This window comes from Tolypothrix sp. VBCCA 56010 (genome assembly GCF_050875635.1).
Lineage (GTDB): Bacteria > Cyanobacteriota > Cyanobacteriia > Cyanobacteriales > Nostocaceae > Hassallia.
In genome coordinates, this window is record NZ_JBPAOH010000180.1 from 1 (window position 1) to 14,637 (window position 14,637).

Genomic DNA, 14,637 nt, shown 5'->3' on the forward strand with positions numbered 1-14,637 from the left:
TGTAGACGTGCTTGCTTTTCTTGAGTCATCACTTTGATATGCGGCTTATATATTTCCCTCTATTTTGCCATCACTAGTAAATCTGCCAAAATGGGATGCTCCCAGTTAACAAGACAAGGAAGTGCTGTACCACCAACAGGAGGAGGAAAAAAGAATCCCATAACAGTCGTTAATCTAGGTAATCGCCAGGGACATGGAAGTAAACTTAAAGGTTCGGTTGACTCCCTGATCTTTGAATGGCAAGAAACTGAAGAAGAACGAGAGCAAGAAGGAAAGCCGCCACTTAAAACTCGACGTATTATCTTAGAAATTGATCCTGATTCTTTTAATCCAGATGGTTTAAAAGCATATGGCATTGAATTGATTGCTGATACAGAAGATGGATATATTATCGGTGCATCAGCAGATTTAGAACTTAGTGAGCTACAAAAAAAGATAGAAAAATTTATTAATGAGCAGTATGGTGGTAATAAAGTTGCTGAAATTTGGGAAGTAATAGACGGGAAAAAAAAGCCAGAATTGATTCTTTCTCCAAACTTATTTGCTGAATTATATGAGAAATGGCTTGCTATAAAGGAAGAGCAGATATACACTGTTGATGTAGGTGTTGCTTGTGTAGGAACCAAAACCAAGCTGGCTAATTATCCCAAATTCCAACCTAATGAAACTAATGATAATTTTACAACGCGAGTTAACAAGTGGATTCAAAAACGTCAGTTAACAGAACAAGAATGGGAAGAAATATCATGGCAAAGGCAAGACGAATTTGAAGAGTTTATTCAATTTTATCAAGGCAAGATTATCAAAGGTTTTCAAGATGATGGGGGTGAGCTTGGTACAGCAAGGTTGCCTGATAGTTTTTCATGTCGAATTCAAATTTTAGGTAAAGGTCTAAAAGATTTAGTCGAAAATTTTCCCTACATTTTTGATGTTAGTGAGCCAGATGAGTTTGCTGAAATTATTCAGCAGAAGGACGTATCTGATACTGATTCTCCATCATTTAAACTAGAAGCGCCAGAATTAAATGCTCCCAAAGTATGCGTTATAGATAGTGGTATTCAAGAAAGACATTCTCTACTAAGAGCAGCAGTTGATTCAGAAAACTCAAGGTCTTGGGTTCCGGGAGAAACTCATAAAACTCCAGACTATGTTAGCAATGGTGGACATGGAACAAGTGTCGCTGGTGCAGTCCTTTATCCAAGAACTATACCTCGTAGTGGTAATGAAAAGGCTGTTTGCTGGATTCAAAATGCCAGAGTTCTTCAGGCTAACCGCAAACTACCTAAACAACTATTTCCACCGAATCTTCTAGGTGAAATTGTAGAAATTTATCATGAACAAACAGGAACTAGAATTTTTAACCATTCTATTACTGGTTCCGTTCCCTGCCTAACCCGGTATATGAGTGCTTGGGCATCGTCTATTGACAATTTGACATGGCAAAGGGATATTCTGTTTATTGTTGCAGCAGGAAATTTACCTCCGGACGGTAGAATTGGATTTACAAGATTATCTGCAAAAGAACATATTGGAGCAAATCGACAATACCCAGATTATCTATTAGAAGATTCAAGCAGAATTGCTAACCCTGCACAAAGTTTTCAAGCTTTAACAGTTGGCTCAATTGCCTTGAATTCTTATCATACACCACCCTATTCTTCGATTGCACAAAAAGATAAACCCTCAGCCTTTTCATGTTCTGGGTTCGGAATTTGGAATACTATTAAACCGGAAGTAGTTGAATATGGTGGTGATTTAGTAAAAGATGAAAATACACCACCTAGTATTATTATCCGTAATGATGTTTGTCCGGAATTAGTACGCTCAACTTTAAATGGTGGTTCAGCAGTTGGAACTGATAAAGTTGGTACTTCCTTTGCAGCACCAAAAGTAAGTCATATTGCAGCACGTCTAGCTGCTGAGTTACCTAATGAAAGTTGTCTTCTTTACCGTGCTTTAATAGTGCAATCAGCCAGATGGCCAGAATGGACAATGGCAAATGATGTTGATAAATTGCACGTTATTCGTCAAATTGGTTATGGACTTCCTAATGTTGATCGTGCTTTGGGTAATGCTCCCAATAGAATCACTTTAATGACAACAGGAGAGCGTCGTATTACAGCTAAACAAGCTCATGTTTACGAAGTAAAATTGCCAGAAAAATTACGTTCTCCGGGAGAGGCATTAGAGATTCTTGTGGAAGTCACTTTATCGTACAAAGCACAACCACGCCGAACTCGCCGAAATCGCCGAAAATATCTTTCAACTTGGCTTGATTGGGAATGTAGTAAGAAAGGAGAAGATCGACAAAGTTTTATGAACAGGGTTTTGAAGGAGCATGATGCTCCAGAAGATGCTGAAAAAGGGGATAAAGGCTTCCAATGGACTCTTGGTAAAAGATCAAAAAACCACGGGAAAATTGAGGGCGTTTCTAGAAGTGCAGGAACCCTTCAGAAGGATTGGACAGTTGTAAATTCATTTGAACTCACAGAAGCATTCTCTATTGCAGTAGTTGGACATGAAGGTTGGAATAACGATCCAGAAGCTAGTGTTCCATATTCTCTTGTTGTAAGCTTTGAAGCTATACAAGCTGGTGTTCTAATTTATACGCCTTTTGTTGAAGCTCAAGTTGAAACAGAAGTTCAGGCTGAGGTAGAGATTCAATCTCTATAGTGGGTCACGGTCGAGCGATCGCCTGCTTTATGAGCGTAGACATTATCCGATAGAATTAATGGGTGTAGAATTGGGAATTTGGCAAGGTCACTATCAAAATGTATAATTACCCTGGTTGCGCTAGTGGGATATCAGGGTAATTTGCTGTTGACTGTCCTGGGAACGATCGCAACGTTTGGCAGCGCTTGTTAAAAGAATTCTAAGTTAACCCGCGCTATGAGTTAGTATGATTCTTATCGGGCGGAAACTAAACGTCTGGTTTACACAATAATTAAACGAGTTAAACAAACAGGAGTGACTTGTAGAAGCGATCGCGTTAGAATCTTGTCACGCTTTTCTGTTAAAAATGAAGTATTGCCCAGCTGGAGAACATAAAGCATGTCGTAACAACGACATAGCCGGGAAATCCGTCTTAAACTATGTAGCCGATCGCGGCTAAAAAATGTCAAAATAGTATATCTGTTCTAGTCAAATCAAATCCACACTCCTTAAATCCATATATTTAGAGGCAGGAATGGCTGTTAACACCACTGATAATGCAGGCAAGCAAAAAGCCCTCAACATGGTACTCACCCAAATTGAGCGTAGCTTTGGTAAAGGAGCAATCATGCGCCTGGGTGACGCTACCCGGATGCGTGTGGAAACAATTTCCAGTGGAGCGCTCACCCTGGATTTGGCATTAGGCGGCGGATTACCCAAGGGACGGGTGATTGAGATTTACGGACCGGAAAGTTCTGGTAAAACCACTGTAGCCCTACACGCAGTCGCCGAAGTCCAAAAAGAAGGCGGCATCGCCGCTTATGTGGATGCTGAACACGCCCTTGACCCCACTTATGCGGCGGCGTTAGGTGTTGATATTGACAACTTGCTGATTTCTCAACCTGATACCGGAGAATCTGCTTTAGAAATTGTCGATCAACTCGTTCGCTCCGCTGCTGTTGACATTGTAGTTATCGACTCGGTAGCAGCATTGGTTCCCCGCGCTGAAATTGAAGGCGAAATGGGAGATACTCACGTTGGTCTGCAAGCGAGATTGATGAGCCAAGCTCTACGTAAAATTACTGGTAATATCGGTAAATCAGGTTGCACAGTTATTTTCATCAACCAGTTGCGGCAAAAAATCGGTGTCACCTACGGTAGCCCAGAAACTACCACTGGCGGTAATGCCTTAAAGTTTTACGCTTCCGTGCGTTTGGATATTCGCCGAATTCAAACCTTGAAAAAAGGTACTGATGAATTTGGCAACCGCGTCAAAGTCAAAGTTGCGAAAAACAAAGTCGCGCCGCCTTTTAGAATCGCGGAATTTGACATTATTTTTGGTAAAGGCGTTTCTACCCTAGGTTGTATTGTTGACCTAGCAGAAGAAACTGGTGTCTTGGTTCGCAAGGGAGCATGGTATAGCTACAACGGTGACAACATCTCTCAAGGTCGAGACAACGCCATCAAGTACCTAGAAGAAAAGCCGGAATTTGCTGACCAAATTAAGAAGCAGGTTCGTGAAAAGCTAGAAATGGGGGCTGTCGTTTCGGCTAATTCTGTGAAGAAGACAGACGAAGACGAAGAGGATGAAATCGAAGAATTAGAAGAATAACACTTAGAACATTGTTAATGGCTAACTATATTAATATAATTAGCCACTAGCAATTTTATCTATGTGCTACTTTACTTATCAGACGTTTGTCTATTAAAAAAGCGATCTAAAATGTCTGACTGTTGCTCTGCACTTAAGCTGTGAATTTGATGTTGCAGCTTTTCAATTAAATTCGTATCTTTACTAATTTGTACATCATCTAGCTTTGCCGCTAGATGTTTTTGTATTTCCAGGGGAGAAGTAAGTATTTGTATCCTGTCAGATGCGTTTGTGGGTACAAGTTGCATTAATAACTCTACTGCTACAGTCGGTAAAACGCGGTGGGAATGATTAATAAAAAAATAAAAAGTCATGTTTCCTAAGCTGATGCGATCGCCATCTTTAAGCAATACTGGCTGATAAACAAGTTCAGAATTTACATAGGAACCATTGGTGCTATTAAAGTCAATTAAATAAAAGCCTTGTTGTTCAACATATTGAATCGCAGCGTGATGACGAGACAAATATCTATCAGCAATTTGAATTCCACATGCGCGATCGCGACCGATTGTCCAGATTTGCTGTGGCTGTCGTAGACTTTGTGTTGACTCGCACAAATTTGTTACCACATAAACAACAGAGGTATCTACTACACCCTGTATGTAAAGCGGCTTTACCCCCGTCAACGACGGTTGATATAAATCTTCCAACTCCAGAATTTCGTCTAGAAGGCTGCTATGGTGTTCATACAGCTTCAGGAATACCTGGTATAAACCCAATCTCCGTTCTAGTTCGTTTTCTGCACACTCAGCCATCATAGGTGAGCTTTTTACGGCAAACAAATTTAACTTGCTGATTTCGCTCATGAATCTTTGGTCTCAGCCTACAACCAGGGATAATTGCTTTTTCGGCTTGACGCTGCAATTCTTGATAATTGAGCTGCCCAAAGCGCATTAAGATTTATCATTTTAGGTTAAAGTTTCTTTGCTGTTAGCAGTAACCGCATTACCACTTAAATATTATGAAAAGTTTTACAAAAAAATTGTTACACTTCGATGTATTTTGCGAAATGTAACAAATAAATTTTTCTATCGGAAATTTATAAATAAAATATTAAAAAAAAAGCAAGCAGATTATTTTAATAGTAATATATAGGTTTAAATAAAATATTTATTTGACAACATATAATTGCCACGGCATGAAACTCAAAACTATTTGTAAGGATTGTTTATGCCCCACAATTTGCAGCATAACTGTAAATAGCTGTGTTTCATGACTTCAATTAAAATTGTTTTCAATTTGAAATTTCCGATTTTGGATTGCCTTTATCTCAAATCCGTCTTGAAAAGCTTTGATGCCTGCGGCAAGCCGCAAAGCGTCTACGCCGGACGCCGGCGCTCAAACTTTTGTCTGCGACACGCTACGCGAACGCAAAATCCGTCTTGAAAAGCTTTGATGCCTGCGGCAAGCCGCAAAGCGTCTACGCCGGACGCCGGCGCTCAAACTTTTGTCTGCGACACGCTACGCGAACGCAAAATCTAAAATTATAATAAGCCTCGTTTACCATTGGGGCGTACAGTCATCCAATTAGTCTTAGCTAGTGCCAGCTGATCCTCAGAAATTTTCGCACCAGTTAAATTAGCACCACACAGATTAGCACCTCGAAGATTGGCATTATTAAGATAAGCATAGCTAAGGTCTGCACCTCGCAAATCTGCTGCTTCTAAATCTGCATGACTAAAGTAAGCCTTACTCAAATTAGCGTCCCTGAGATTCGCACGGTTAAGAGAGCTTCTGCCAAAGTCACTGTTGTGGAGATTAGCTCCTTGGAGGTTGATTTTCTCCAATTGAGAGGAATGGAAATTCGTTCCCGATAAGTCTGCTCCTTGCAAATTCAGTAGATTCAAATTGTGTTGGGCAAAATCTCGTCTTCCTTTAACGTAAGCCGTTAATAAACCTTGAGTATCTAATTTCCGACTAACTTTAGTATTTTGATGCGAACTACTATTGCTGCTAGCCAAAGTAGTTGATTTTGTGGTCATCACTCCCTTCTGTATTTCTGGAGCTTGTAAAGCTGCTTGTTCTGCGGCTTTGGCTCGTCTTGCGCGAATTGCTGCTGCTACCTGCTGAACCCCTGCACTAGAAGAAGCGCTAGAAGGATTGCTGCAATATACACCAGAATCTTCCAAATGGTTGCGTGTTAGAGAAGTTCGCTCTTTCACGCTCACAGAAGATTGAGCAACCATACTTTGTGCCAAACTCTCCAGGTATGGTTCCATTTCCAGTGCTCTGAGTACTTCTTCCGCTGACTGATAGCGATTGCGTACTGAGACTTCGAGCATTTTTCGCAGCACTTGTGTTAAGTGAGCGCTCACTTGTACAAGCTGTTCCCACATCATTTCCCCGGTTGTGGGATTGTAGTCCAAATCCCTAGGAGATTTGCCAGTCAGCAGATAAATGCATGTTACCCCCAGCGCGTAAATATCACTGGCGTAAACTGGGCGCATAGCCATTTGCTCTGGAGGGGCAAAACCAGGAGTGCCAATTGCGTATGCTGTTAATGCTGTTTGCTCGGATTGGTTTGTAACTTGACTAACTTGATTTTTGACGGCTCCAAAGTCGATCAGAACTAATCTGGCATCTTGATCGCGGCGAATCAAGTTGGCTGGCTTGATATCGCGGTGAATTACCTTTCGCTCGTGGATGTATTGTAGCAATGGCAGCATCTCGCTCAAGAATTGCTTAATTCCAGCTTCGCTCAAAACTCCGTCGCGTTTCACCTCCTGTTGAAGGGTAGCGCCACTGATGTATTCCTGGACTAAGTAGAATTGTTCATGATCTTCAAAATAGTCCAGCAGCCGAGGTACTTGGGGATGATTGCCAATTTTGCCTAGGGTTTTCGCTTCTCGCTCAAACAGTTCCCGCGCCATCTGCAAAATGTGTGGTGCGGTTCCTGAAGGACGTAGTTGCTTGATTACACAACTTGGTTCACCTGGTAAGGCTTCATCTTGGGCTAGAAAGGTTGCACCAAAACCACCTTGACCTAATGGTTTGAGTACCCGATAGCGATCGCGCAACAAAAGCCGCGAGCCACAAGACTGACACCTTTGGCTGTATGCCAAATTTTCTGGATTGGGACAGATCGGATTTAAGCAGTAGCTCATGCACTGTCAACTCGCTGCACGAATAATTACGGGGAGCATTAAACTCTATTTTCATTATTTAAACAAAAATCTACTTTTGCCAGGTCATTTTTGCTGGAATCCTTTGAAGAGTTGCTAAAGTTAGCCACCAGCTTGCGTAAAGCAATCATAAACCCCCGAAAATCTACTCCACTCAAGCTCCCAGCTACTTTCACTCGTCTTGGTTTAAACCCGAATAGTTACGATCGCGCAAAATTTACCTACGTGAATTAATATTTATATCTAGTATTAATTAATTTTATTACTCAAGTAATTTTACAAATTAAAGAAAACATATTATTTTGACATTTTTTCTCAAACCTAGAATAGACAAGATAATTTTTCCTAGCGAATCAGCCTCAAAATCAATTTATCGCTTCAGTAAGATTAAATTTTATTAAATTAAAGTTGAACAGTTGTTCATATGTTATAGTAACTTCAGTATTCAGAGGAAAAATTATGACAACTGTAACCCAAATGAAATGTGCTTGTCCTTCTTGCCTATGTATTGTTTCCCTAGAAGATAGTATTAAAAAAGACGATAAATCTTATTGCTCTGAAGCTTGCGCTGAAGGTCACAAAACCATGAAAGGCTGCGCTCACACTGGTTGCGGCTGTTAAGAAAAGACTGGGAGCAGGGGGCAGGGGGCAGGGGGCAGGGGGACAAGGGGACAGAGGGACAGGGGGACAAGGAGACAAGGGGACAAGGGGACAAGGGGACAACGAGACAATGAGAATAATTCTTTTCCCCCTCTCCTTGTCTCCTTGTCTCCCCATCCCCCCCTCTCCCCATCCCCCCCTCTCCTTGTCTCCTTGTCTCCCCCTTCCCCATTCCCTAACTTACAAACTAGACATCACATCGCGTGCGGCTGTCAAAGTCCGCTCAATATCTTCTTCGGTGTGAGCAAACGAGGTAAACCCAGCCTCAAACTGAGACGGTGCTAAGTAAACACCCCGCTCTAACATGCCACGATGGAAGCGTCCAAACTTGGCTGTATCCGACTTTTTCGCATCCTCGTAGTTATGGACTGGTCCTGAGGTAAAGAATAAGCCGAACATGCCGCTAATTTGTCCACCGCAAGCCGCGTGACCTGTTTCAGTAGCAATTTGCAGCAAGCCTGAAGCTAGCTTGTTGGTAATTTGGTCAAGATACTCGTAAGTACCCGGTTTTTGCAGCAATTCCAACGTCTTAATGCCAGCAGTCATCGCCAAAGGATTACCAGAAAGCGTTCCGGCTTGATACATCGGACCTGCGGGAGCAACCATTGACATGATATCCTGGCGACCTCCGTAAGCTCCAACTGGCAAACCACCGCCGATGATTTTACCCAAAGTGGTCAAATCCGGGGTGACACCAAACTTCTCTTGAGCGCCACCGTAAGCAATGCGGAAGCCCGTCATTACCTCGTCAAATACCAATAATGCTTTATGCTCGTGGGTAAGCTCTCGTAAGCCTTCCAAGAAGCCTGCATCTGGAGCAATAAATCCAGCATTGCCGACGACTGGCTCAAGAATGACACCAGCAATTTCGTCGCGGTTCTCTTCAAACAAAGCTTTGACGGCTTCTAAGTCATTGTAAGGCGCGTTGAGAGTGTTGGCAGTTGTCGATTTTGGCACTCCTGGAGAGTCGGGTAAGCCGAGTGTAGCCACACCTGAACCTGCTTTCACCAGGAACATGTCAGCATGACCGTGGTAGCAGCCTTCAAACTTGATGATTTTGTCGCGTCCAGTAAAAGCCCGCATCAACCGCAGCACTGCCATACAAGCTTCTGTGCCGGAGTTAACAAATCTTACCATTTCGATGCTGGGGACGGCAGCAATGACCATCTCTGCCAGTACATTTTCTAGCACTGAAGGCGCACCAAAGCTTGTGCCTTTTTCCAAGGCTTCATGCAGCGCGGCAATCACTTCTGGATGAGCGTGACCGCAAATCGCTGGTCCCCAAGTGCCTACATAGTCGATATATTGATTGCCATCGACATCCCAAATGTACGCGCCTTTAACGCGATCGAACACAATTGGTTGTCCACCCACGGATTTGAAAGCGCGGACTGGAGAACTCACACCTCCTGGCATTAAATTTTGAGCAGCCGCGAAGATTTCTTGTGATTTTGTAGTTTTAATCGTGGTATTTACCAAGGTTTTCTCCTAACAGTGGAAACAAAAAGCTCTATCTTAGGATAGGCGTAATAGCTGCCTAGAACCTCTATCGTAGTAAATTACCTGAACCAAGAAAATAACAATATGTTATATAAATCGAATCAAGACTTGCCTTCAGATATTCGCTCTCGATTATCTGAGCCATACCAGGATCTTTACCGGGCAGCTTTTAACTCGGCTCTACACTGGTATGGCGAAGCAACAAAGGCTCATAAAGTAGCTTTAAGTGCTGTAAGAATGCAATCGGCGATGAACAGGAATGTTCTTGTTTAAGATGAAATAACAGAGTTTAATTTAAAAAATTGCGCCAGCTGCTTCATCCACAATGGTATCGTAAATCAATAAATTATTCTTGCATTTACTTGCAGCAGCTGGTATGTTTTCGATTGATTCCCATTCAGTCCCTGTTGAGAAAATTCGCTACGATGACAGGGGTCTAGTACCTGCAATTGTCCAGGATTATCTGGATGGTACTGTTTTGATGATGGCATGGATGAATCAAGAGTCGTTGCAGAAAACTTTAGAAACTGGGGAAACTTGGTTTTGGAGTCGCTCGCGTGAAAATTTGTGGCACAAGGGAGCGACTTCGGGACATCTGCAAAAAATACGAAGTATCCGTTATGACTGTGATAGTGATGCTCTATTAATTGGGGTTGAGCAGTTAGGAGATATTGCCTGCCATACGGGAGAACGCAGTTGTTTTCATCAAGTAGATGGGACAATTACTGCACCGCCAGCTGATACGTTGTCGCAATTGTTTCAAGTGATATGCGATCGCCGCGATAATCCAAGTGAAGATTCTTATACTTGTAAGTTGTTTGCTGGCGGTGATAATAAGATTTTGAAAAAGATTGGCGAGGAATCTGCGGAAGTGGTGATGGCTTGTAAGGATGATGAACCAGATGCGATCGCTTCTGAAGTTGCTGATTTGTTTTACCACACTTTGGTCGCTTTGGCTCATCATCATGTTGATTTAAAGGCGGTTTTTCGGAAGTTGCAGGAAAGAAGGAAGTGAAACGAACCGCGTTCGCCCTTGGCGTCTCCGAAGGAGAAGGCGCGAAGTACGCGAAGGAGGAGGGGAAAGAAAAGAGATTTTAGAAGGTGAAGGTGGTACGAAGTACGCCTACGGTTGTTGTGTCGTTGCGGCTGTCGCTTTCGGGATTGAATAGGACAAAGGCGCCTGGGGTGATGCTGATATTGTCAGTTAGGCGCAAGCGGTAGTATGCTTCTAAATGGTAGGGAACTGCTCTATTTGCACCAGCAGGTGTAACTTGAGCGTCTCCACCAGCGTCGGTACGGTAAAGTGGTTGACCAAAGATAAGACCGGCGTTGTTGCCTTTACTGAAAAGATCGTTGAAGTGAAGTCCTACCATCCAACTGGTGAAGGTGGTGGAAGCATCAACTCTACCGGAAGAATCTTCAACAAATAGCGCTGCACCATAGCCAGATAAAGCGACTTTGGGAGAAAATCTCCAGGTGGCTGTACCACCAACGGAGTTGAGTTTGACGGGTATTCCTAGGGGAACTCCAGCTAAAGAACCAATATCGCCGCTAACTAATCCTGTACCTAGGATGTTTATTTCGTGATAACTATTGGCATAGTTCAGACCAATATCTATTGAACTGGTTGGTCTAAATGTTAATTGTGCGGCAACAACGCTACTACCGCCAAATACGCCGGCACCCAATGGTGTGTTAGAAACTCCTGGAAGTATATCGGGAGATGAACTGGGAAGATTTGCGTTTACACTGCCATACAATGCTCTTAAATCGAGTTGCTTTGAAAGGCTGAAGATAAAGCCAGCAGCTGATGCTAAACCAGTACCTGATGTACCCCCAGAAACGCGCACTACAGGATTTAAGCCGGCAAAGCGAGAAATTGATTCTTGTCCTTCACCATAAAAAGGAGTGATAGTAGGAAAAGCATCGGATACTTCCGCAGCAGTGCCGGCAAACAAAGTTAATTTATCGGCGACGGGAAAGATGTAAAGTAGTTTGTAAAGCTGAATACTGTTGGCGCTGACGGGTGATAAATCTTTGACGTTTACTCCAGGAAATTGAGGTTCAAAACTTGTACGAGCGCTACTAGCACTGAGTATGGGTGAAGCTAATCCCAAACTTTCTTGAATGCTACCAGAACCATCTACACCGCCTAAGAAATTGTAAGATTGCAACCCAGTAATTAGTAAGTCTTTGCCTGTAAAACTGGTGTTGAGATTCAACCGCACTCGATTTACGAGGACGATATTCGGATTATCCCTTCCCGGAGCGCCTCCTGTGGCACCAATAGCTGATATAATTGCTTCACCATTCAGTTTAGTAGTTGTAGAAAACTGATTCGCCTCCAGTACAGCAGTTTTAGCTTCTAATGCGTCTACTCGACCCCGCAATGTCGCTAATTCAGCGGAAAATTCCTCTTGCAGTCTTTGCAAGGTGACTAAATCTTCTTTTTTTACCAAATCGGCGGTTGCGGTGGCAATCAGTTCGTTAACTCGATCCAAACACGCATTTAAACCAGCGGCAAATTCATAACGAGTCATCGCACGATTGCCCCGATAAGTGCCATTTGGATATCCTGCAATACAACCGTAGCGCTCTACTAAAGATTGCAATGCAGCAAAAGCCCAATCTGTAGGCTTTACATCAGACAGTTGCGATACAGATGTTACCTGTTCCTGTTCCTGTATTTCTGCTGCTGCTATTAAGCGTGATGAGTCTGAAGAATTAGAATTTTTTAAGACTGTTTGCGGAAAAAAATTAGAAGCAGCTACTGCTAAATCTGTACTTTCCTGCTTTTTATTTAATACAGGTACTGATTCGATTTTATCATTAATGGAGATACTTGTTTCATCAAAGATATTATTGCTGGAAACTACTATGTTTTCAGAATAGTTTAGAGCCTGGGTGTCAGATGCTCTTTCTTCAAAAGTAGGTATCGCTTGCACAGGTAACATTCCAGCAAGTAAGTACAGAAAACTTACTCCCCCAGCAGAAGCTAGCAGATTTACTTTCACGGCAACTCCTCACATCATGATTGAAAAGCAAAATTTGGAATCAATGGTTAATTAAGCTTCAAGGCATCCATTGAAACTGTAAAGGTACACTTAATTGAATGTAGAAAAAATTTGTTTAATTAATTTTACTTACACTCTATAGTTCCTACTGCAACCATTAATAATAGTAAATACTATTTCTGCCAACAATTGACACAAACAATCATTGATAATTTTTATGATTGTTATATACTCGACTCGTGTTCAATCTATGGCTGGCGATGTTGGAATTATTCAATATTGAGTTGTAATTAGAAATTTTACTTTTTTCTTGCTATCAAACGAAATAAATAGTATTTTAATAATGGGATGGTATAAAAAGTTTTGAAAAAAAAACAAGTTAAATTGGCATTATTAAATGATAATATCAGCAAACTCGCTTCTTGTATGTTTGTATCTCTAACTCTTCAACGCGGCGAAAGTGAATGTCCTACTCTTGATTTCCTACTTTTGTGTGAGTAGGCAAAATTCGATTGAGATATTGCAAAATGGCAAGGGTGATGACAACACTAAAGGAAAATCCTAACCAAAAGCTATGGGTAACGATTCGCGGTTGATCTAATGCCCAACCCCCCAAGGGAGGACCGATAAAATAGCCAATTGCCCAGCACAGAGAGTTGATAGCGAAATAAACACCGCGTTGAGATTCGGGGGCTAAGTCGGTGACTAATGAAGAGGCTGAGGGGGTGAATGCGGTTATAGCAACGGCAAATATAGCCAATGCTAAAGCTGCCCAAACTAGATTATCGGTTGTCGCAATGCCACAAGCCCAGATGAAGCTGAAACCAACTGCCCATAGCAAGCAAGAAAAGGTAAACGCTACTGTGTGAGAGAAGGATTTTAAGATACGGGCTACAGGTATTTGTGAGAGAATAGCGATCGCTAAATGCAGTGCGAAAAGACCACTAATAGTAGTTTCTGAAAATCCTTGTCCCGACCCTACCGACACAAAGTTTTTCAAGTAGATGGGGATGGTGCTGTGCAGTTGGGAAAGGTAGGTGGTGAAGATGATATTCAGGACAATGTAGACCAAAAAAGGGCGATCGCTTAATGCTGCCATCCAAGACGCGATATGTTGTGTCTTCTGCGATTGTCTCATATCTGGTGGACGAGTTTCCGCGATCGCCAGATAAACAACTGCAAAAAAGACAATAAAAGAAATTGCATCAATAATAAATAGCGATCGATAACTGCCAGTAGTTGTCACCAAAACGCCACCTAAGACAATTCCCATCCCCAAACCGAGATTATCTGCCAACCGCGTAATCGCATAAGCTTCACGGCGATTTTCAGTTGGTGTCAAGTCGGCGACAACGGCTTCATTTGCGGGCCAGTATAAACCCAAACCCAAGCCTGTAATTAAGTTACCGATTACCAAAGTAGCAAAATTGTGGCTTGCAGATAATACTAGAGAACCAATTGCCGAAATCGCTGCTGAAAACAACAATGTGCGTCTGCGTCCCCACGACGGAGAATCAACACCCATACCACCCAAAATCCTGCCTGCCACACCAGAAATCGACGCGCTACCCAAGGCTAAACCGACAGCGGTTGTAGATAAACCGACTTTGTTGACGAAAAAAATCGGGGCATAAAACAGGGTAAAGCCTGTGCCCATTTCTAACAGAAGCCTACCAACTGCCAAAATCCAGACTTTGGGATGAATTGGCAAAAACCACGATGCGAACTGGAACTTGGGCGGAAATTTCAACGATCGCTCTAGCTTAAGTTTTGTTAATTATAAATTTAAAAAATAATTTTTAATTTTTAATCTGTCAAAGGGGCTAATTGTCTTTTTTGTAATTCTTATCATTCATGCTGATTTTCCTCACTGATTCCACAGAGTTTCCACAGTGATTTTACAGGTTTTCCACAACCGCTTTACGGTTTCATCGGCGATTGATGGCGATCGCTTAATTTTTTCCTGTTAGGGATACTTGACTTATCGGACTGAGTTTGTATGAATATATGTAACAAAAAAGCGCCTCCAAGCCTGATT

At 42.3% G+C, this 14,637-nt stretch carries 11 protein-coding genes and 1 pseudogene; 7 read left to right on the forward strand and 5 right to left on the reverse strand.

Annotated elements, in window-relative coordinates; all coding sequences use genetic code 11:
• The first annotated feature begins 33 nt into the window (after positions 1–33).
• The 3 genes and pseudogenes from AABK37_RS35835 (at position 34) to recA (ending at position 4,264) form a co-directional block, all read left to right on the forward strand.
• The gene (locus AABK37_RS35835) at positions 34–2,673 is read left to right on the forward strand and encodes a S8 family peptidase (RefSeq protein WP_432556217.1); all 2,640 of its coding nucleotides are present in this window, start codon (positions 34–36) and stop codon (positions 2,671–2,673) included.
• A gap of 31 nt (positions 2,674–2,704) precedes the next feature.
• Positions 2,705–2,776: pseudogene (locus tag AABK37_RS35840) on the forward strand (Uma2 family endonuclease); the annotation flags it as partial.
• A 411-nt stretch (positions 2,777–3,187) separates the two neighbouring features.
• A complete protein-coding gene (gene recA / locus AABK37_RS35845; protein WP_039754493.1) occupies positions 3,188–4,264 on the forward strand; it encodes a recombinase RecA in 1,077 nt (358 codons plus the stop codon).
• Positions 4,265–4,335: 71 nt separating this feature from the next.
• Here recA and AABK37_RS35850 read toward each other — a convergent pair whose 3' ends face one another.
• Positions 4,336–5,109, reverse strand: coding sequence for an FHA domain-containing protein (locus AABK37_RS35850; RefSeq protein ID WP_432556218.1), 774 nt, complete (start codon positions 5,107–5,109; stop codon positions 4,336–4,338).
• 678 nt (positions 5,110–5,787) lie between these two features.
• Entirely contained in the window at positions 5,788–7,407 is a 1,620-nt protein-coding gene (locus AABK37_RS35855) for a protein kinase domain-containing protein (protein ID WP_432556219.1), read from the reverse strand.
• 495 nt (positions 7,408–7,902) lie between these two features.
• On the opposite strand from AABK37_RS35855, the gene AABK37_RS35860 reads away from it, so the two are divergent.
• Together AABK37_RS35860 and AABK37_RS35865 are read left to right on the forward strand one after the other, a co-directional pair.
• Positions 7,903–8,046, forward strand: a complete 144-nt coding sequence (locus AABK37_RS35860) for a metallothionein (protein WP_432556226.1) — start codon at positions 7,903–7,905, stop codon at positions 8,044–8,046.
• Positions 8,034–8,159: a hypothetical protein gene (locus AABK37_RS35865; protein WP_432556220.1), complete on the forward strand. Its 126-nt coding sequence runs from the start codon at positions 8,034–8,036 to the stop codon at positions 8,157–8,159. The genes AABK37_RS35860 and AABK37_RS35865 overlap by 13 nt, the downstream gene beginning before the upstream one ends.
• A 106-nt stretch (positions 8,160–8,265) precedes the next feature.
• Here AABK37_RS35865 and hemL read toward each other — a convergent pair whose 3' ends face one another.
• Positions 8,266–9,564 (reverse strand): glutamate-1-semialdehyde 2,1-aminomutase, encoded by a 1,299-nt coding sequence (gene hemL / locus AABK37_RS35870; RefSeq protein WP_432556221.1) that lies wholly within the window; start codon positions 9,562–9,564, stop codon positions 8,266–8,268.
• Between the two features lie 105 nt (positions 9,565–9,669).
• On the opposite strand from hemL, the gene AABK37_RS35875 reads away from it, so the two are divergent.
• Entirely contained in the window at positions 9,670–9,858 is a 189-nt protein-coding gene (locus AABK37_RS35875) for a ChaB family protein (RefSeq protein ID WP_432556222.1), read from the forward strand.
• Between the two features lie 103 nt (positions 9,859–9,961).
• Positions 9,962–10,600, forward strand: a complete 639-nt coding sequence (hisIE, locus tag AABK37_RS35880) for a bifunctional phosphoribosyl-AMP cyclohydrolase/phosphoribosyl-ATP diphosphatase HisIE (protein WP_432556223.1) — start codon at positions 9,962–9,964, stop codon at positions 10,598–10,600.
• Between the two features lie 79 nt (positions 10,601–10,679).
• Here the strand turns inward: hisIE and AABK37_RS35885 are convergent, their stop codons facing one another.
• A complete protein-coding gene (locus AABK37_RS35885; protein WP_432556224.1) occupies positions 10,680–12,599 on the reverse strand; it encodes an iron uptake porin in 1,920 nt (639 codons plus the stop codon).
• A gap of 469 nt (positions 12,600–13,068) precedes the next feature.
• Positions 13,069–14,310 (reverse strand): MDR family MFS transporter, encoded by a 1,242-nt coding sequence (locus tag AABK37_RS35890; RefSeq protein ID WP_432556225.1) that lies wholly within the window; start codon positions 14,308–14,310, stop codon positions 13,069–13,071.
• Between the last annotated feature and the right edge of the window lie 327 nt (positions 14,311–14,637).

Excerpts from the sequence above, each read along its gene's own strand:
- recA (WP_039754493.1), top strand. The coding sequence starts at position 3,188 with ATGGCTGTTAACACCACTGATAATGCAGGCAAGCAAAAAGCCCTCAAC.
- AABK37_RS35850 (WP_432556218.1), bottom strand. The coding sequence starts at position 5,109 with ATGAGCGAAATCAGCAAGTTAAATTTGTTTGCCGTAAAAAGCTCACCT.
- AABK37_RS35855 (WP_432556219.1), bottom strand. The coding sequence starts at position 7,407 with ATGAGCTACTGCTTAAATCCGATCTGTCCCAATCCAGAAAATTTGGCA.
- AABK37_RS35860 (WP_432556226.1), top strand. The coding sequence starts at position 7,903 with ATGAAATGTGCTTGTCCTTCTTGCCTATGTATTGTTTCCCTAGAAGAT.
- AABK37_RS35875 (WP_432556222.1), top strand. The coding sequence starts at position 9,670 with ATGTTATATAAATCGAATCAAGACTTGCCTTCAGATATTCGCTCTCGA.
- hisIE (WP_432556223.1), top strand. The coding sequence starts at position 9,962 with ATGTTTTCGATTGATTCCCATTCAGTCCCTGTTGAGAAAATTCGCTAC.